We start from the raw sequence: 16,854 nt of genomic DNA, 5'->3' as shown, positions 1-16,854 counted from the left end.
GAAATTAAGAGAATTCTCTCAAAAATGCTAAAAATTAAAATAAAATTGTAAATATTAGTTGAAACTGTTTACAATGTTATTATAGTATAGCAATAATAGGTCTACAATATATAATTCTTTCCAATAGGGGGATCTTAAACTAAATGGCAAAACACTATATTATTAGCGTATTTTCGGGGATATTACTTGCAGCAATCATTTCTCTCACCCAGGGAACATTACATTTTTTCCTTCATTTCACCAATGTTACTTTCTATATTGGACTAACATTATTTGTAATCGGCGGATTCTTATTAATCGTCCAAAGTGGATTCTTTAATATTACTCGTTTTGGAATGCGTAAAGTTTTTGGTACACGTGACAAGCAAATGGCCGAAATGACAGGTGATGAAACACTAACAGTCGATAAGGATATGATTTATAGAAGATATAATTTTTCAATAACAAAGCCTTTACTATGGACGTCCATCACTTTAGTGATCATCTCTTATCTGTTCAGTTTTATCATTATTTATTAAATGATGTATCAGCATCTTGTAAGTTGAATATAATTAAGATATTATCTATAGAAAGTATATAAAAGCTATGACGAAGAGTAGTACACAGAATTGGCATGTTAAGAGAGCTTGTGGATGGTGAAAACAAGTCGTGCCTCCTGTCGAATGGGCTTCTGAGCTTCGAACCGAACAGTTTAGTAGGCTTCGACGTAACTCAAACGATAGATGAGGGCATGATTTCATGCATGAGTGATTCCTTAATGGAATAACTAGAGTGGTACCGCGGTTTAATCGTCTCTATGTAAATAGAGAGATTATGCCGCTTTTTTTATTTTAATTAGCTTTTAATAGGAGGATTTTAAAATGCAAACTATATTTAGCGGAATTCAACCAACTTCATCTGGAGGTATTACATTAGGTAACTATTTAGGTGCTGTAAAGCAATTCATTGAATTACAAAATGATTATAACTGTTATTTCTGTATCGTTGATCAACATGCAATTACAGTACCACAAGACAGACTAGCATTACGTAAAAACATTCAAAGTCTTTCTGCAATATATGTTGCAGCTGGATTAGATCCAGAAAAATCGACAATTTTCATCCAATCAGAAGTTCCAGCGCATGCACAAGCTGGATGGATGATGCAATGTGTTTCGTATATCGGCGAGTTAGAGCGTATGACACAGTTTAAAGATAAATCATCTGGAAAAGATAGTGTATCGGCAGCATTATTAACTTACCCACCTTTAATGGCTGCAGATATCCTTTTATACGGTACTCACTTAGTTCCAGTAGGTGATGACCAAAAGCAGCATTTAGAACTAACACGCGACTTAGCAGAACGTTTCAATAAGAAATACAACGAGATCTTCACAGTACCAGAAGTTAGAATTAGTAAAGACGCTGCTAGAATAATGAGCTTGGCTGAGCCTACTAAAAAAATGAGTAAATCTGATGAAAATCAAAAAGCTACAATCTTTGTTTTAGATGAACCTAAAGTCATTGAAAAGAAAATTAAAAGTGCTGTAACTGACTCTGAAGGAATCGTTAAATATGACAAAGAAAATAAACCTGGTATTTCGAACCTACTAAGCATTTACTCAGCATTTACAGGCGAAACAATCCAAGAGCTAGAAAATAAATACGCTGGTAAAAATTATGGAGAATTTAAACAAGATGTTGCGGATGTAGTTGTAAATGGCTTACGACCTTTACAAGAACGATATCAAGAAATCATCTCATCAACTGAATTAGATGATATTTTAGATGCTGGTGCTGCGAAAGCAAATGCAGTTGCAAATAAGATGATTAAAAAGATGGAAAATGCAATGGGATTAGGTCGCAAAAGAAAAAAATAACCACTAATTAAAAGAGTTATCTTAAAGTTACAGAACTTTAGATACTCTTTTTTCTTTGATAATCTAGTTGTAAACAAAGAAAACCCACAAGGAATTTTTATCTCCTTGTGGGTTTGTTCTTTGAGATCTTTAAAGGACCCCGCTTTAATTTACTTTTTGCTCGTGTTCCATTTCCCATAACTTTTCAAAGAAAGGTTGACCTTTAACGATTCTTCCACATAATTGCTCATGACGATCGGACCATCCACTTTTTATTTCATCATATAATTGAGACCAAATATCCTCAAATGTCAAATCCTGTATTTGTTGATACGATGTTGGATTCCACTCAGTGTACCAATATCGGATTTCCGAAGGATTTTTTGACGAATGCAGTTGATCTAATGCCATAAATAATAACTGCTTCAGTTGTCTTTCTTTTCTTGTTAGTCCGCTCATAATAATTGGCGACGGTGACAGTATATGATGTTCTTTATTTTCTTCTGTCATTAAACTATGAAGACTATATTGAATTTCCTCAAGCTCAGCTGTCATATCATATACCATTTGTTCTTGCCTTGGAATTAAACGGCTTTTTCTAATCGGAATATTATATCCAATTGTGTCCACCGCAATAATTCCATTACCATCTGTTACTACAAAGCAATAATCTAACTGAATACGTTCATGGTTCTTTCTTACATAGGACTTTTGAAACACTTCTGTTAATAGACCGGATGGAAGCTCTAATAGTTCATTTTCAATATACTGATAGATCTCTGGAGTAACTTTAATGACTGGAACTTGGTCTAATAATTCAACACTATCATCTTTTCTCCATTCAAAAAAATGACAGACATTGTAACCATTTTCTTCACCTTCAAACCAATTGACCCATACATCATGTAAATACAACATTTACTACCCCTCACTTCACAACTGTATGTAACTTTCAGTATGGTCAGTGATTCACTAAATTATTCCATTTATCCACTGAATTACAAAAAGTGTTTTAACAAACTGAATAAATAATGGCCAAAAAAGCATTAAAATATCAATGTTCTAGATATTTTTGATGATTTTTACAAGTCGATTTATTACAACTTATTTGGAATCGTTTGCACTCAAAGTGTAATATATTGAATCGCATTTTCCTTAATCTTTTTACTTGGCGTTCGTAAAAGAATTTCAGTTGACCATTCTGTTTGTTCTGTACAACTTTTAACAATGTCATATCCAACACTGTAACCCAATAATTTTGGAATTCCGTTCCCACCATACAAGTATTTTGAAAAGTCATCATCATTACTTGTTAAATTAAGTTTATCAATTAAATATCTTTTATAATAAATTTCACATTGCGCAGAAGAATACTGATTTGTCCATGGCGCTTGTACCGCTTCACCGTACTTATCTAAAACTGCAGTTTCTGCTAACCCTTCTAAAATCATTGCATCTAGTAATGTGACTTTTTTGTTTTTATATAACTTAGTCAATCTTACAATATGATGATACTCATGTAATAATACTGCTTTATGTTGCAAAATTCCTTCTAATGGAGATAAAAATAAACAAATACAATTTTTATATGCTATTCCACCTCTATGATAAGTCTTGTTTTTAAACATACTTCTCGTTTGGTGACAAGGTAAAATAAATATAGGTAAGTCAGGTCCATTAAATTCTTTTTTTAATTTCTCAAACTCATCCGATAGGCTTTTCCATATATTTTTTTCATACAAACTAGTCAGATCATCCTTACTTTCTATTGTCAGCTTTGATAAACCATGGGAAAGAAGATACTTATACAAACTATCCTCATCGTATTTTGGGAAATAAGGTAGTAGTTTTTTCATAACTTCTTGTTTACTTCCAATAAAATCAATCCATTTATACGTTGGCATTATCCCAAGTTAATCACCTCAATTTATATAAAGTATGATATTTACCCACTAAAAGTTACAAAAACAAGAGCATGAAAATAAATATTGAACGAATTTACCATTCCCCTTATTTTTTTATCCAAATAAAAAAAGCTCAGGTAAAAACCTAAGCTTTTTTAAATGATTGATTAATTTATTTAGTAAACTCTTTAAATGCTAATGTTACGTTATGTCCACCAAACCCTAGTGAGTTTGAGATAGCCGCTTTTACATCAAATGGTCTAGAAACATTTGGTACATAATCTAAATCGCATTCGCTATCAGTTTCTTGGTGGTTAATTGTTGGAGCAATTACTTTATTGTGAATTGTTAACGCCGTAATGATTGCTTCAATACCACCAGCTGCTCCAAGCATATGACCAGTCATAGATTTTGTTGAACTGATCGGTACATTGTACGCATGTTCTCCAAATACTTCTTTAATCGCCATTGTTTCAAATTTATCGTTTAATTCAGTACTTGTTCCGTGTGCATTGATATAATGTACGTCTTCAACTGATAAACCTGCATCATCTAATGCCATTCTCATTGCGCGTGCTCCACCTTCTCCGCCTGGAGCTGGTGCTGTAATGTGGTGTGCATCACCAGTTGTTCCATATCCGACGATTTCAGCATAAATTTTCGCACCACGAGCTAATGCATGTTCTAATTCTTCAAGGAATACAATACCTGCACCCTCACCAATAATAAAGCCATCACGAGCATTGTCAAATGGACGACATGCTGAAACTGGATCTGGATTTAATGATAGAGCTCTAGCAGCACAGAAACCTGCAAGACCCATATCAGTAATCGGTGCTTCTGCACCACCAGTAATCATTCCAACTGCATCGCCACGTTGAATAATTTTAAATGCATCACCAATCGAACTTGCACCAGAAGCACAAGCTGTAACTGTACATCCGTTCGGACCTTTAGCTCCTGTTAAGATTGAGACTTGTCCAGATGCCATGTCTGGGATTAGCATTGGGATGAAGAATGGACTTACACGACGTGCACCTTTTGATTTGAAAGTATTAAACTGTTCTTCATAAGTTTCCATTCCACCGATTCCAGAACCGATCCACACACCAACTTTAGGAGCGCTCTCTTCATTGATTGTAAAGTTAGCATCCTCTAACGCCATTTTCGAGGCCGCGATTGCGTAGTGAGTAAAACGGTCCATACGTTTTACTTCTTTTTTATCAATATATTTTTCAGGATCAAAGTCTTTTACTTCTCCTGCAACTTTTACTGGAAAATCATCTGGATTTTTTCGAGTTAGAGGTCCAATTCCACTCTTTCCATTCATTAAACTTTCCCATATTGTATCTATATCATTACCGATAGGCGATACCGCACCTATACCAGTGATAACAACTCGTTTATTCATATCAAAAAATCTCCCTTCGAACTAGATTATCTTCCGAATCGAAGTGCAATTGCACCCCATGTTAATCCGCCGCCAAATCCAACCAATACTAATACATCGTCTTCTTTAATATTACCATTTTTATACTCTTCTACCAATGCAATCGGAATTGAAGATGAAGAAGTATTACCATGGCGATCTATAATCACACTCATTTTTTCCTTAGGAAGCTGTAATCTTTCTCTTGCTGCATCCATAATACGTGTATTTGCCTGATGAGGAATTAAGAAGTCTACTTCTTCTTTTGTTAATCCAGCTAACTTTAATACACTCTCACAAGAATCTCCCATTTGACGAACTGCAAATTTAAAGACTTCTCGTCCATTCATTATTAAGTGGTCCCCACCTTTATAAAGGTGTTTTCCACCTGTTCCATCTGCACCTAGTTCATAAGAAAGAATTCCTCTTCCATCACTTACTGGTCCGATAATCGCTGCACCTGCACCGTCACCAAATAAAACTGCCGTATTTCGATCTTCCCAGTTAACAATTTTAGTTAACTTTTCAGCTCCGATTACAAGAATTCTACTATATGTACCAGTATTTACAAACTGAGCTGCAGTAACAACTCCATAAATAAACCCAGCACAAGCAGCGCTAATATCCATTGCGGCAGCATTTTTCGCTCCAAGTTTTTCTTGAATTACACATGCAACAGATGGAAACGACTTATCTGGTGTAACAGTACCAACTAAAATTAAGTCAAGTTCTTCAGCTTTAACATCCGCATCTTTCAATGCCGCTACTGCAGCTTCATATGCTAAATCAGAAGTATCTTGTTCGTCACTAGCAATTCTTCTTTCTTTAATACCCGTACGACTAACAATCCACTCATCTGAAGTATCCATCATTTGTTCTAAATCATAATTTGTTAATTTTTTTTCGGGTACGTATGAGCCAATACCTAAAATTCCAGCATTCATAATAATATCCCGCCTTAGTTTTTTATTTTTTTATGTCTTATTATTATTACCTGGTACTAATTTTATGAAATAAAAAGTACTTTGTCTACATTTTTATCTCTTAAAAGCTAGAGTAAGTTAAAAAGAGTGATCTTTCATATAAAAACACGGCATATAGTACAGTTTACATACTTTGCACTATATAAAATTCATCGATTAGCAAGCCTTTAGATGAAATTTGACGTGTAATTGCAATTATACTTATACCTAAAATTGGAAAGTACGTCAATTTTTCTTCATAATCTATAAAGAAAACTCACTGATTTGATTGGCGAACCGACAGGCGTAGACAGAGGCGCATTTGCACTTATACTTATACCTAAAATTGGCATCTACATCGACTTTTCTTCACCGTTGCCAATTTATACTTTCTTAATATGCAAAAAAGGAAACAGTTCAAAAAGAACCATTTCCTTCGATTCAGCCTTTTGAATTTATCACAATTCATTTTAATTAGTAAAGATGAAAATGTTGTTGAATTTGCTGCTTTTGTTTTTGTATACCTTCTTCTAGTGAAGTAGTATTAATAATTACAAAAGGAGTTGCACCTTTATAATTTCTCATCTGTGAGAACTTTATTCCATCAATCATATTTTGTATTCCAGTGAAATTACCCTCTTCTGGTAAGTACATACATTGTTTCGCCGTAATAAAATATTTACTTTCCTTTAATTCTTTCTCAGAAATAATTCTTATTGCTTTTCCTACATCTTCTACAAATAGAATTTCATTCGATCCGTATACATTTTTCTTTGAATCATTTCTTTTGCCTAAGTCTTGAACGATTAATTCATGTACTAAACCGGAAGATGGCTCCCAAGGTCCATATAAAGATGGAATTTCAATAAACGTTATATTACTATTCAAATTCTCACTTAAATCATTTATATTTCTTTCAAATGTTGATAATTCATTATTTGCAGATAATAAGATGATTAGGTCTTTGCATTTTGTACTAATATTGTTAAAGATTGAATCGTTTAACTCCATATCTTTTGTCGTACCTTTTAACTTTAATTCATCATAATAATGGCAAATAAAAACGGTATCATATTGCTCATTCTCTGACAAAAATTGTTCCTCATCTAAAAAAACAACTCTTGCGTTTCTACCAATGGAGAAAATCTTCTCTTCACTAATTAATTCACTTTCATTCCCTCTATCCACCATTACTGCTGTTACATCAGTATACTCCATTAATTGACAGACCAGCTCATATCCTATAAACCCACTAGAACCAATAACCGCACACCTTTTCATTATTAACCTCCTTCTTTTCAGAAATTTACATCAAATAAAATTAGCTTATAATATAGTCTGATGTTTCTTCAAAAACCTAATTAAGTTCTTTCCACAGTCATATTTCTTCTCTTCTAACGAAATCAAAATTGAAATAGGTAAATTATTTTTATTCCGCTCTTCTTCTAGTAGTCGAATATCTCGTTTCCATTTAAAATGATTTCTTGTAGTTGAATAGATTTTAATTGGTGAGATGGTTTCGTAGAAAAAACATTCTCTATCTATAACCATATAGAGGTCTGAGACTTTATATGCTTTTAAAATTTCATGAACTGTTCTCTTATAGAAAAATTTATTTTCTAGTTCTAAATCTAATTCATTTTTTAAATTTAATGATGGATTTAATAATGAAATACTTCTAACTTTGCCTTTTAAATAACCAAGTAATTTACATACGACTAATGCGCCTGTACCTTCCCCAATTATATGAATAAATGGATTCAATATTTCTTTTCTTAAAACTGAATGGTATAAGCTTTCGGCTAATGCGACAGCATCATCAGAACCCCAATTTTTTCCATATAAATTTGAAGTGAACACTGTATACCCTTCATCTGTTAATGTTGATAATAACTTCTTTTTATCAAAATGCTGCAATAAGCAACTGTGACTACTATCCACATAGTGCGTATTCCCACCGATATAGAGAACTCCGAAACCATTCGGTCTAATAGGTAGATGAATAACTGCATATTGATCTTCTTGTTTAAAAAATCTCTCAGTTACAGGCATTCCTATCACCTTATTATTAATGTATTATTTTTGGGGAATTATAAAATAGGCATAAAAATATCCCTAAGTTATTTTTTTAATTAAAACTTTTTAATTATAACTTCAATTATCAATTTTCTAGGTATATAATATGATAAGAACCAACTAGATAGGAGTGATTAAAGTGCGTTTTATTATGACATTGTTCTGGAGCTTTATTTTATGCCAAATGGGAGCTTATGTTTTAAGTTCAATGACTGGCGGAGAATATAATTTCACTACTGCTTCAATTATGGCTGTTGTATTATCAGTAGCGATTTCAGTTATTAGCGAAGCATTAATTCCAAATGAACCTGTTGCAAAACACCACTAAAATCTATATATAACATATGTTGTAGCACCCAAAAATGTTCAACTTGGTACATACATATGCCACCATTTATGGTTATAGATTATTAATAGAATCCAAAAATCCCGACTTCTTTTTTGAAATTTTGGATGTTGTGAACTAAAAAAAAGCGCATCGATCAAATAATCGAAAGCGCTTTTTTATTACCTTTTTTTTAAAACATTACTTAATAAATTATTTAAACTTTGATTTGTATGACCATTTTCTATTATGGTTTTGTGTTTCAGGAAAAACTTCTCCAGCTTGAAGTTTAATTTGTTTTGGTCGATTTACATTACTTCCTGTTTCACCGATTTCTACGTATATCCCATTATTCGGTGCTTTATCACCTGGTCGAAATTGATGTGCTTGTCCCATGGTCCATTCCTCCTTTTATTTAGGTTCTTATTGTTCCTCTAAAATAAAAGTTATTTCTTTTAAAAAGATGGTATTATTAGTAATTATTGGCGTAAAATCCAATAATATTTTTTCTTTAATAGATGAAAATTAAAACATAAAAAGGTGATGAATATGAAAACAAAACACTTAATTGCACTCGACTTAGACGGCACCTTACTCACGGATGAAAAAACAATATCCGAACGAACTTTAAAAGCGATTCAAAAGTTGAAAAATGCAGGTCATGAAGTATGCATTTCAACAGGAAGACCTTATAGAGCAAGTAAAATGTATTACGAACAATTGAATCTTACAACTCCAATTGTAAATTTTAACGGTGCTTATGTTCATCACCCATTAGATCATTCATGGGGAGTTTTTCACGAATCTCTACCATTAGACGTTGCAAAAGAAGTCATAAGTTCTTGTAAAGAATATGAATTAAAAAATATGTACGCTGAAGTAATGGATGATGTTTATGCACATAAACATGAAGAGGAAATTATCCCACTTTTCCATTATTTAAAAGAAGATATTATTCACGGCGATTTAGTTAATAATCTTAAACAAGCACCAACTTGCCTTTTAATTGATAGTGAAGAGCATCATGTCGCAAGCATTCGTAACCATTTATCGGATGTACATGCTGAAGTAATTGATCATCGTCGTTGGGCTGCACCACATCATATTATAGAAATTGTTAAAGCTGGTATGAATAAAGCGATTGGCTTGCAAAAGGTAGCCTCATACTACAATATTCCCCGAAAAAATATTATTGCTTTTGGCGATGAAGATAACGATTTAGAAATGATTGAATATGCTGGACATGGGGTCGCTATGGAAAATGCTATACAACAATTAAAAAACTTAGCAAAACACACAACCCTCTCTAATCAAAATGATGGAATTGCTATTTTCTTGGAAGATTTTTTTAATTTAAAATCATAACTAAACTAAATATATGTAATTAATAACAATCTCAGTAATAATAACCAATCATAATAATTTATTATTTGTGCAATCTATAAAGGACTTCAACAAAAGGATTATCTAATTTTTGATATCGATCAATTACTATTGGAAGTTCTTAATGAAGTCAACAAAAAAAGCTTTCCTATTTTGGAGGGATTTCTCATGGGCAAAAGTAATAAGTCTAAGCGCTTTATTCAACAAAGTTCTGATTCTGTTACAAAATACTCTGAAAAGTTCCCTTATCACTTCACATTAGCTGAAGCTGAAGAGCGAAAAGCGAATAATAGTCAAAGCTTCAATGCGTAAGCATTAAAAATAGAAACAACCGTGGATTATTCCATGGTTGTTTTCTATTTTTTCGTACATACCCGCTGCTCTATTTAAATTGTTGCAATGTAATTGACATTGATTTTGAAATTTGATCATCATTGCCTTTTTCGTAAATCTCAAGTGTAACAGTACCATTAGAAGGTAAAACCTCTTTTGGAATATTTACATTAAAATCAATTAAATTGACTGTACCAGATTTCATTTTAATTGGTAGCTTTGTTTCATCAATTAAATTATTATGTCCATCCTCAACTGAGTAATAAATTGTATCCTTGTCTGATATATACATCCCTTTAACTGCGTATTGACCATTTTCGCCACTTACAATAATCTTCGAGTCCTCTTCGTTCACAGCTGAACTTTGATGATAAGAAAAAGGTTGTGAAACAAGTTTAATCCCACCATTCAGATCCTCATCATTAACTTTTGTTGAAACAAAATTTGCAGTGATCTCGTAATTACCATACGGAAGTTTTTTATTAACGAAATTTACTTTCTCTTCCCAAACCTGTGTCTTACCTTCTGGAATAGTTATATTAGTAAGCACTTGAGCATACATCATATCTTTTGAAGATTGATAAACAACTTGCCCACTTTCATCTTTAATTGTAAAATCGACTATTTGTGATGATGAGAATGAAAAATTTGCAGGGATTGTATTCCCATTGTGAAGTGAATATTTCATTGTAACTTGGCCATTCGCTTCAGTAACTTCTAGCTTTGGTGAAAATTTTTCCACATCTATACTATTATTTTGAGTTACTGTTTCTTTAGTACTTGATGCTGGTTTTACTTCCTTTTCACTATTTGCACCACATGCCGAAAGAAGCAGTGTACAAGCTAACAAGAGAATCGCTCCCTTTTTCAAAATAATCCCCACCTTTTTAAGATCCTTTTGCTAAATTATACCAAAGAAACTAGAAATTATTTTCAACAATTAAGTGAAATATTTTATTTTATCTCGTTCATCCACAAAAATAAAACTCCTACTATCGCCTCTTAAAGTATTTCCAATCATATTCCATGTCCTACTACCATCTCCTCTATAAAAACTATTCTTATTAGATTAATGTAGATTAGGGAGTAAAAATAAAAAAATGGGTTATGTAATCCATTTTCTAGGAGGAATAAAATGAATAAAGAAGTCATTCCAGTTAATGAAATCACAAATTTCAAATCACGTTCAGACGAATTTTTTCCAATTGAATGGTATAAAGATATGCTGAAACATCATCCTATTTATTATCATGAAAATACAAATACATGGAATTTATTTAAGTATGAGCATGTAAAACAAGTGTTAAGTAACTATGAATTCTTTTCAAGCGAAGGTACTAGAACGACTATTTTTGTTGGAGCTAAAAACAAACAAGAACAATCTTCTATAACTAACATTACAAATGTAGATCCTCCAAATCATAGAAAGAGCCGCTCTTTATTAGCAGCAGCTTTCACTCCTCGCAGTTTAAAAAACTGGGAACCGCGTATTCAACAAATTGCAACCGAACTTGTAAATGACATTCAAGAAAACTCTATTGTAAATATTGTTGAAGCACTTGCATCCCCTCTGCCAAGTTTAGTTATCGCTGATTTATTTGGGGTACCAATTCAAGATCGATATCAATTTAAAAAATGGGTAGATATCCTTTTCCAACCTTATAACCAAGAAAGACTTGATGAAATTGAGTTACAAAAACAACAGGCTGCAAAAGAATACTTCCAATTCTTATACCCAATTGTCGTTCAAAAAAGATCGAATCTTTCCGATGATATTATCTCAGACTTACTCCAAGCTGAGGTAGATGGTGAAAAATTTACAGATGACGAAATTGTCCAAGTTACAATGTTACTCTTAGGTGCTGGTGTTGAAACAACAAGCCATGCGATAGCGAATACTTTTTATTCATTGCTTTATGATGATGAGTTATTATACGGAGAGCTAAGAAGTAATATGGAATTAGTACCAAACGCAGTCGAAGAAATGCTACGATATCGCTTCCATATGTCTAGAAGAGATCGCACAGTCAAACAAGACAATAATTTACTAGGTATAGATTTAAAAAAAGGAGATGCTGTTATAGCTTGGATGAGTGCATGCAACATGGACGAAAGTATGTTTGAAGACCCATTCTCTATACATATTCATCGTTCTAACAATAAAAAACATTTAACTTTCGGAAATGGTCCTCATTTCTGTTTAGGGGCACCTCTTGCGCGATTGGAAATGAAAATTGCATTAGAGGCCTTCTTAACAAAGTTTTCTTCTATTGCACCGGTGGAAGGATTTGAATTGGAAAAAAATTTAACAGCTTCAGCTACTGGGCAGTCTTTAACTTCCTTGCCAATGAAAGTTTATAAATAAGAAATTAAAAAAGAATATAGAAATGAAAAATGACTAGCAATTTTAACTTTTGCTAGTCATAACATTTTTTTAAATCTTTCTAAATTCCCCTAGCACATCGACTGTTTGTACTACGTTTGTAAAAGCTTTTGGGTCTACCTTTTTTATAATACGTTCTAAATCGTATAATTCGTAACGAGATAAAACAATCATTAATATATCTTTATCTTGTTTCGTAAACGCCCCAGTAGCGTTCATTTGCGTAATTCCACGAACAAGTTTCGCATGAATTTCTTTTCTTAGTTCTTCACCTTTAGTTGTAATAATCATTGCTGTTAGCTTAACATGACTTGTATGAACACTATCTATTACACGAGTAGTAACATATAAGTTGATTAAAGTATAAAGAGCTTTTTCCATTCCATATAGCTGACCAGCAGTAATAATAATGATTGCATTAAACAAGAAGAAATACGTTCCTACTGGTTTACCTTTTGATTTCGAAAGAACTAAGGCAATGATATCTAATCCACCAGTAGAGCCACCAAATTTTAATGTCATACCGATTCCAATCGCAGCAATTAAACCACCGAACACGGCATTAAGTAGAATATCACTAGAAAAAAGATGTTTAACAGGTAATATTTCTAAAAATAATGTCATTACACCTACACTAAAGAAACTGAAAAAAGTAAATGAACGACCAACTTTTTTCCAAGCTAAAACGATAACTGGAATGTTTAATAACGCCAATAAAATCCCCGTTGTTACTGTAAACGGCGTGTAGTCAGTAATAATATTTGAAAGTAATTGCGCAAGTCCCGCAAAACCACTTGAATAAACATTAGCAGGGATTAAAAAACAATTCATTGCAAATGCATTTAAGAAACCACCGACTATTACTACGACTAACTTAAATAAAAGCTCTTTATTTCTTTCCACCAACTCAGATCCTCCTAAAAACAAAATAACCAATCTCTCTATATAAAAAAGTTGAAACCATAAAATAAAACCTTACTTACACTCACATTGTCAGACAGTTAAAAACGTACGATCATACATATTTCAAATGATATGGGCAAACCTAACATTATCATTTATAAAAGGAGACTCGATATGCCACATACTAGTGATAATGACAAAAAAGCAAAAGATAATAACGCAATAAGAGAAAAGAAAAATGCTCAAGAAAGAAAAAATGCACAAGCTGGTAAGAAATCTTTTTCTAAAAGTGTCGATCATCTTTAATTTTAATTCCTAATTTAAACAGTTTAAAAAACATCATTTTCAACGTAGAATTTCATCCAATAATTTAAGTATATTTATTTATTTCTGAAAGACAATAAGAACTTTAAAAACTAGAAAAAGCCTTATTATTGATAAGATTCAAAAAATAAAACTGTTCAACCTTACGAGTCAATTTTGTAAGGTTGAACAGTTTTTTTAACTATTTATTCCAAGAATTTAGACAACTTTTCAACTCTTACTTCTCACCTCTAAAATTTCCTAAATTCTCCAAACACATCAATCGTTTGAACAATATTTGTAAACGCCTTTTCATCAACTGACTTAATAACTTTTGATAAATGATAGAGTTCATATCGTGATAATACCATCATTAATATTTGTTTATCTTGATTCGTAAATGCACCTTTTGCATTAATCGCCGTAATCCCACGAACTAGTTTTGAATGAATCACTTTACGTAATTCATCACCTTTCGTTGTAACAATAAAAGCAGTCACCTTAATATGACTAGTATGAATCGCATCAATGAACCTAGAAGTTACATATAAATTTATAAGTGTATATAGAGCCTTTTCCATCCCATAAATATAACCGGCCGTTAAAATAATTAACGCATTAAACAAAAAGAAATATGTGCCAACTGGTTTTCCTTTAGAACGCGATAACACTAGCGCAACAATATCTAAACCACCTGTTGATGCACCAAATTTTAATGTATATCCAATCCCAACAGCAACGATTAGACCTCCAAAAACTGAGTTTAGTAAAATGTCTTTTGAAAATAAAGGTGTCACTGGTATAATCTCTAAAAATAAAGTTGTAATACCAACGCTTAAAATCGTGAAGTACGTAAAAGATGGACCTATTTTTTTCCATGCTAAAATGATTACAGGAATATTTAATATCGCAAGTAATATACCAGTAGAAGCCGATAAAGAAGTAAAGTCATTCAATAAATTTGAAAGTAATTGAGCAAGCCCCGAAAAACCACTTGAATAAACACTTACAGGGATTAAAAAACAATTCATAGCAAATGCATTCATTAATGCCCCAAATATTACAACAAGAACTTTTATAAACAATTCCTTTTTGTCACTCACTTATAAGTTTCCTCCTAATTATTCATAAGCTTAGTATGCCTGTAAGTTGTAAAATAATAGCAAAAAACAACTTCATTTAATGAGTTGGGTATACAAGATAGTATTTGGATGCTGCTTTCTTTGTTTATTAAGCCACTTTCCCTATTATTCAAGCTATTCACTGTCTGTTCGTGTTTACATAACAAAAAACCACTTCTCTTATTGAAGTGGTTTCAAAACTTAATTATTGCTCTTTTTTCTCAAAAAGTTCTTTTGCGTATGTCCAGCCGTCTTCTTGATAGATTTTATTTTCTTTTAATAATCTACCCATTGCTCGTTTAAATGCAGCTTTGCTAAGTTTAAATCGCGCTTTAATATCCTCTGCATCACTTTTATCCCAGTACGGCATTGCCCCACCGCGACTCATCATATATTCATAAACTTCATTTGCCTCAAGATCTAAACCTTCATGAGCCCTAGGTAATAGCGAAACGTTAGTGCTACCATCTTCTTTGACATCGATAATGCGTCCGCTAACTCTTTCACCAATACGTGGCTCAGTTTTTCTTTGAGATTCATGAATAAAACCGATAAATCGCTCATCCGTTAAAATATATGACCCTACTCGTAATGTACGATAGATTATACCTGAAACATTTTTATTAAGCATACTAGGCTCAGCTTGCACTGAGAACTCTTTCATAACAGGTTCAGTTGCAAGTTTAATTAATAATCTACCTTGATTTGTTTGCTTTAACGTACAAAAAATTTCATCACCTTCTTCAGGCCATACTTCTTGAAGAGGTGGAAGGTCACCTTTTTCTAAAAGGATATCTTTTGAAATACCGATGTTTACAAAAACACCTACTCCATCAAGTTTATCTACTACTTTAGCAAATCCATAACCTTCAGTCGTAATAAAAGGCATTTCCATTGTTGCAGATAATCTTCCTTTAGAATCATGATATAAGAAAACAGTTACTTCTTGATCTATTTCAATTTCACCTGATGCTTCGTTATTATGTAAAAACACTTCTTCTTGACCTTGGGCAAGCATATACCCTATTTCAGTTACTCGACTGCACTCTAAAGTGACAATCTCTCCTGCTTGTAAACTCATTCTTTGTTACATCCTCTCTAAACTTCCAAACTAAAAATTATTATATCATGCATAATGAAAGTTTGTTACTTCGTCTATCATACACTATAATACAAGTATTAACGAATTGGAGGGATTCTATCTATGTCAAAGGAAAGTTCATTTGATATTGTTTCAAAAGTAGACTTACCAGAAGTCTCAAATGCGATTCAACTCGCTAATAAGGAAATCGCAACTCGCTATGATTTCAAAGGAAGCAAAAGCTCAATTTCATTAGAAAAAGAAGAACTAGTTTTAATTTCTGATGATGATTATAAATTAGAGCAATTAAAAGATGTATTAATTAGCAAATTAATTAAACGTAATGTTCCTATCAAAAACCTAGATTATAGTAAAGTTGAAGGTGCTTCAGGCGGTACTGTTAGACAAAGAGCTAAATTAGTTCAAGGTATTGATAAAGAAAACGCAAAAAAAATTAATACAATTATTAAAAATAGTGGATTAAAAGTTAAATCACAAATTCAAGATGATCAAGTCCGTGTAACTGCAAAAAGTAGAGATGATTTACAATCAATCATCGCAGCTGTAAAATCTGCAGACTTATCAGTTGATGTTCAATTCTTGAACTATCGATAATGAATACATAAAAAAAGAGGATGAAATTGATCATCCTCTTTTTGCATGCTGTTGAAAAAATGAACTTGTCAATTAATCAATAATTTTTTCATTGAAAAGAGGCTGAATGTGGTTGATTTCCACTACAGAATTCTCGCTTTCCATGGGGCGAGACCTGAGCCTCCTCGGCTTTGCCTGTGGGGTCTCAGCCTTCCCGCT

19 protein-coding genes and 1 other annotated feature are annotated in these 16,854 nt (G+C 32.5%); of the genes, 8 read left to right on the top strand and 11 right to left on the bottom strand.

Going from position 1 to position 16,854, the window contains the following annotated elements; genetic code table 11:
* Positions 1-143 precede the first annotated feature (143 nt).
* Complete coding sequence (locus CN601_RS23590) at positions 144-518, top strand: DUF3899 domain-containing protein (protein ID WP_098117232.1); 375 nt, start codon at positions 144-146, stop codon at positions 516-518.
* Positions 519-576: 58 nt separating this feature from the next.
* Positions 577-799 (top strand) — a binding site (T-box leader).
* Between the two features lie 61 nt (positions 800-860).
* On the top strand, positions 861-1,859 hold the full coding sequence (gene trpS / locus CN601_RS23585; protein WP_098117231.1) for a tryptophan--tRNA ligase: 999 nt from the start codon (positions 861-863) through the stop codon (positions 1,857-1,859).
* Positions 1,860-2,003: 144 nt separating this feature from the next.
* Here trpS and CN601_RS23580 read toward each other — a convergent pair whose 3' ends face one another.
* From CN601_RS23580 to CN601_RS23555, 6 genes are all read right to left on the bottom strand, one after another.
* A complete protein-coding gene (locus tag CN601_RS23580; protein ID WP_098172498.1) occupies positions 2,004-2,756 on the bottom strand; it encodes a YjbA family protein in 753 nt (250 codons plus the stop codon).
* Between the two features lie 206 nt (positions 2,757-2,962).
* Positions 2,963-3,742, bottom strand: coding sequence for a DUF2268 domain-containing putative Zn-dependent protease (locus CN601_RS23575; RefSeq protein ID WP_098117229.1), 780 nt, complete (start codon positions 3,740-3,742; stop codon positions 2,963-2,965).
* 172 nt (positions 3,743-3,914) lie between these two features.
* Complete coding sequence (gene fabF, locus CN601_RS23570; protein ID WP_098172497.1) at positions 3,915-5,153, bottom strand: beta-ketoacyl-ACP synthase II; 1,239 nt, start codon at positions 5,151-5,153, stop codon at positions 3,915-3,917.
* 26 nt (positions 5,154-5,179) lie between these two features.
* On the bottom strand, positions 5,180-6,115 hold the full coding sequence (locus CN601_RS23565; RefSeq protein ID WP_098117227.1) for a beta-ketoacyl-ACP synthase III: 936 nt from the start codon (positions 6,113-6,115) through the stop codon (positions 5,180-5,182).
* A 492-nt stretch (positions 6,116-6,607) separates the two neighbouring features.
* Positions 6,608-7,414: a hypothetical protein gene (locus CN601_RS23560; RefSeq protein ID WP_098172496.1), complete on the bottom strand. Its 807-nt coding sequence runs from the start codon at positions 7,412-7,414 to the stop codon at positions 6,608-6,610.
* A 45-nt stretch (positions 7,415-7,459) separates the two neighbouring features.
* Positions 7,460-8,185, bottom strand: coding sequence for an alpha/beta hydrolase (locus CN601_RS23555; protein WP_098117225.1), 726 nt, complete (start codon positions 8,183-8,185; stop codon positions 7,460-7,462).
* A 163-nt stretch (positions 8,186-8,348) separates the two neighbouring features.
* On the opposite strand from CN601_RS23555, the gene CN601_RS23550 reads away from it, so the two are divergent.
* The gene (locus CN601_RS23550) at positions 8,349-8,537 is read left to right on the top strand and encodes a YjzD family protein (RefSeq protein ID WP_098117224.1); all 189 of its coding nucleotides are present in this window, start codon (positions 8,349-8,351) and stop codon (positions 8,535-8,537) included.
* 210 nt (positions 8,538-8,747) lie between these two features.
* On the opposite strand, the gene CN601_RS23545 is transcribed toward CN601_RS23550, so the two are convergent.
* Positions 8,748-8,930: a YjzC family protein gene (locus CN601_RS23545; protein ID WP_098117223.1), complete on the bottom strand. Its 183-nt coding sequence runs from the start codon at positions 8,928-8,930 to the stop codon at positions 8,748-8,750.
* Positions 8,931-9,083: 153 nt separating this feature from the next.
* Here CN601_RS23545 and CN601_RS23540 point away from each other — a divergent pair, with 153 nt between their 5' ends.
* Positions 9,084-9,899 (top strand): Cof-type HAD-IIB family hydrolase, encoded by an 816-nt coding sequence (locus tag CN601_RS23540; RefSeq protein WP_098172495.1) that lies wholly within the window; start codon positions 9,084-9,086, stop codon positions 9,897-9,899.
* 186 nt (positions 9,900-10,085) lie between these two features.
* A complete protein-coding gene (locus CN601_RS27130) occupies positions 10,086-10,229 on the top strand; it encodes a hypothetical protein (RefSeq protein ID WP_172445653.1) in 144 nt (47 codons plus the stop codon).
* 70 nt (positions 10,230-10,299) lie between these two features.
* On the opposite strand, the gene CN601_RS23535 is transcribed toward CN601_RS27130, so the two are convergent.
* Positions 10,300-11,121, bottom strand: a complete 822-nt coding sequence (locus tag CN601_RS23535; RefSeq protein ID WP_098172494.1) for a BsuPI-related putative proteinase inhibitor — start codon at positions 11,119-11,121, stop codon at positions 10,300-10,302.
* Positions 11,122-11,385: 264 nt separating this feature from the next.
* Here CN601_RS23535 and CN601_RS23530 point away from each other — a divergent pair, with 264 nt between their 5' ends.
* Positions 11,386-12,615, top strand: a complete 1,230-nt coding sequence (locus tag CN601_RS23530) for a cytochrome P450 (RefSeq protein WP_098172493.1) — start codon at positions 11,386-11,388, stop codon at positions 12,613-12,615.
* A 69-nt stretch (positions 12,616-12,684) separates the two neighbouring features.
* On the opposite strand, the gene CN601_RS23525 is transcribed toward CN601_RS23530, so the two are convergent.
* Positions 12,685-13,536 (bottom strand): YitT family protein, encoded by an 852-nt coding sequence (locus CN601_RS23525; RefSeq protein ID WP_373605003.1) that lies wholly within the window; start codon positions 13,534-13,536, stop codon positions 12,685-12,687.
* A gap of 174 nt (positions 13,537-13,710) precedes the next feature.
* Here CN601_RS23525 and CN601_RS23520 point away from each other — a divergent pair, with 174 nt between their 5' ends.
* Positions 13,711-13,842: a DUF3941 domain-containing protein gene (locus CN601_RS23520; protein WP_098117220.1), complete on the top strand. Its 132-nt coding sequence runs from the start codon at positions 13,711-13,713 to the stop codon at positions 13,840-13,842.
* Positions 13,843-14,090: 248 nt separating this feature from the next.
* Here the strand turns inward: CN601_RS23520 and CN601_RS23515 are convergent, their stop codons facing one another.
* Complete coding sequence (locus CN601_RS23515; protein ID WP_257131800.1) at positions 14,091-14,942, bottom strand: YitT family protein; 852 nt, start codon at positions 14,940-14,942, stop codon at positions 14,091-14,093.
* A gap of 223 nt (positions 14,943-15,165) precedes the next feature.
* The gene (locus CN601_RS23510) at positions 15,166-16,041 is read right to left on the bottom strand and encodes a CvfB family protein (RefSeq protein WP_098117219.1); all 876 of its coding nucleotides are present in this window, start codon (positions 16,039-16,041) and stop codon (positions 15,166-15,168) included.
* A gap of 123 nt (positions 16,042-16,164) precedes the next feature.
* Between CN601_RS23510 and CN601_RS23505 the strand changes: the two genes are divergently transcribed.
* On the top strand, positions 16,165-16,656 hold the full coding sequence (locus CN601_RS23505) for a YajQ family cyclic di-GMP-binding protein (RefSeq protein WP_098117218.1): 492 nt from the start codon (positions 16,165-16,167) through the stop codon (positions 16,654-16,656).
* The last annotated feature ends 198 nt before the right edge of the window (positions 16,657-16,854 follow it).

This window comes from Bacillus sp. AFS017336 (assembly GCF_002555445.1).
Lineage (GTDB): Bacteria > Bacillota > Bacilli > Bacillales > Bacillaceae_G > Gottfriedia.
This window is presented reverse-complemented; position numbering and strand designations above follow the sequence as displayed.

Bases quoted from the DNA above. Each gene is read 5' to 3' on its own strand.
- CN601_RS23580 (WP_098172498.1), bottom strand. From the start codon at position 2,756: ATGTTGTATTTACATGATGTATGGGTCAATTGGTTTGAAGGTGAAGAA.
- CN601_RS23540 (WP_098172495.1), top strand. From the start codon at position 9,084: ATGAAAACAAAACACTTAATTGCACTCGACTTAGACGGCACCTTACTC.
- CN601_RS27130 (WP_172445653.1), top strand. From the start codon at position 10,086: ATGGGCAAAAGTAATAAGTCTAAGCGCTTTATTCAACAAAGTTCTGAT.
- CN601_RS23510 (WP_098117219.1), bottom strand. From the start codon at position 16,041: ATGAGTTTACAAGCAGGAGAGATTGTCACTTTAGAGTGCAGTCGAGTA.
- CN601_RS23530 (WP_098172493.1), top strand. From the start codon at position 11,386: ATGAATAAAGAAGTCATTCCAGTTAATGAAATCACAAATTTCAAATCA.
- CN601_RS23590 (WP_098117232.1), top strand. From the start codon at position 144: ATGGCAAAACACTATATTATTAGCGTATTTTCGGGGATATTACTTGCA.
- CN601_RS23545 (WP_098117223.1), bottom strand. From the start codon at position 8,930: ATGGGACAAGCACATCAATTTCGACCAGGTGATAAAGCACCGAATAAT.
- fabF (WP_098172497.1), bottom strand. From the start codon at position 5,153: ATGAATAAACGAGTTGTTATCACTGGTATAGGTGCGGTATCGCCTATC.
- CN601_RS23560 (WP_098172496.1), bottom strand. From the start codon at position 7,414: ATGAAAAGGTGTGCGGTTATTGGTTCTAGTGGGTTTATAGGATATGAG.
- CN601_RS23520 (WP_098117220.1), top strand. From the start codon at position 13,711: ATGCCACATACTAGTGATAATGACAAAAAAGCAAAAGATAATAACGCA.
- CN601_RS23575 (WP_098117229.1), bottom strand. From the start codon at position 3,742: ATGCCAACGTATAAATGGATTGATTTTATTGGAAGTAAACAAGAAGTT.
- CN601_RS23555 (WP_098117225.1), bottom strand. From the start codon at position 8,185: ATGCCTGTAACTGAGAGATTTTTTAAACAAGAAGATCAATATGCAGTT.
- CN601_RS23505 (WP_098117218.1), top strand. From the start codon at position 16,165: ATGTCAAAGGAAAGTTCATTTGATATTGTTTCAAAAGTAGACTTACCA.
- trpS (WP_098117231.1), top strand. From the start codon at position 861: ATGCAAACTATATTTAGCGGAATTCAACCAACTTCATCTGGAGGTATT.
- CN601_RS23565 (WP_098117227.1), bottom strand. From the start codon at position 6,115: ATGAATGCTGGAATTTTAGGTATTGGCTCATACGTACCCGAAAAAAAA.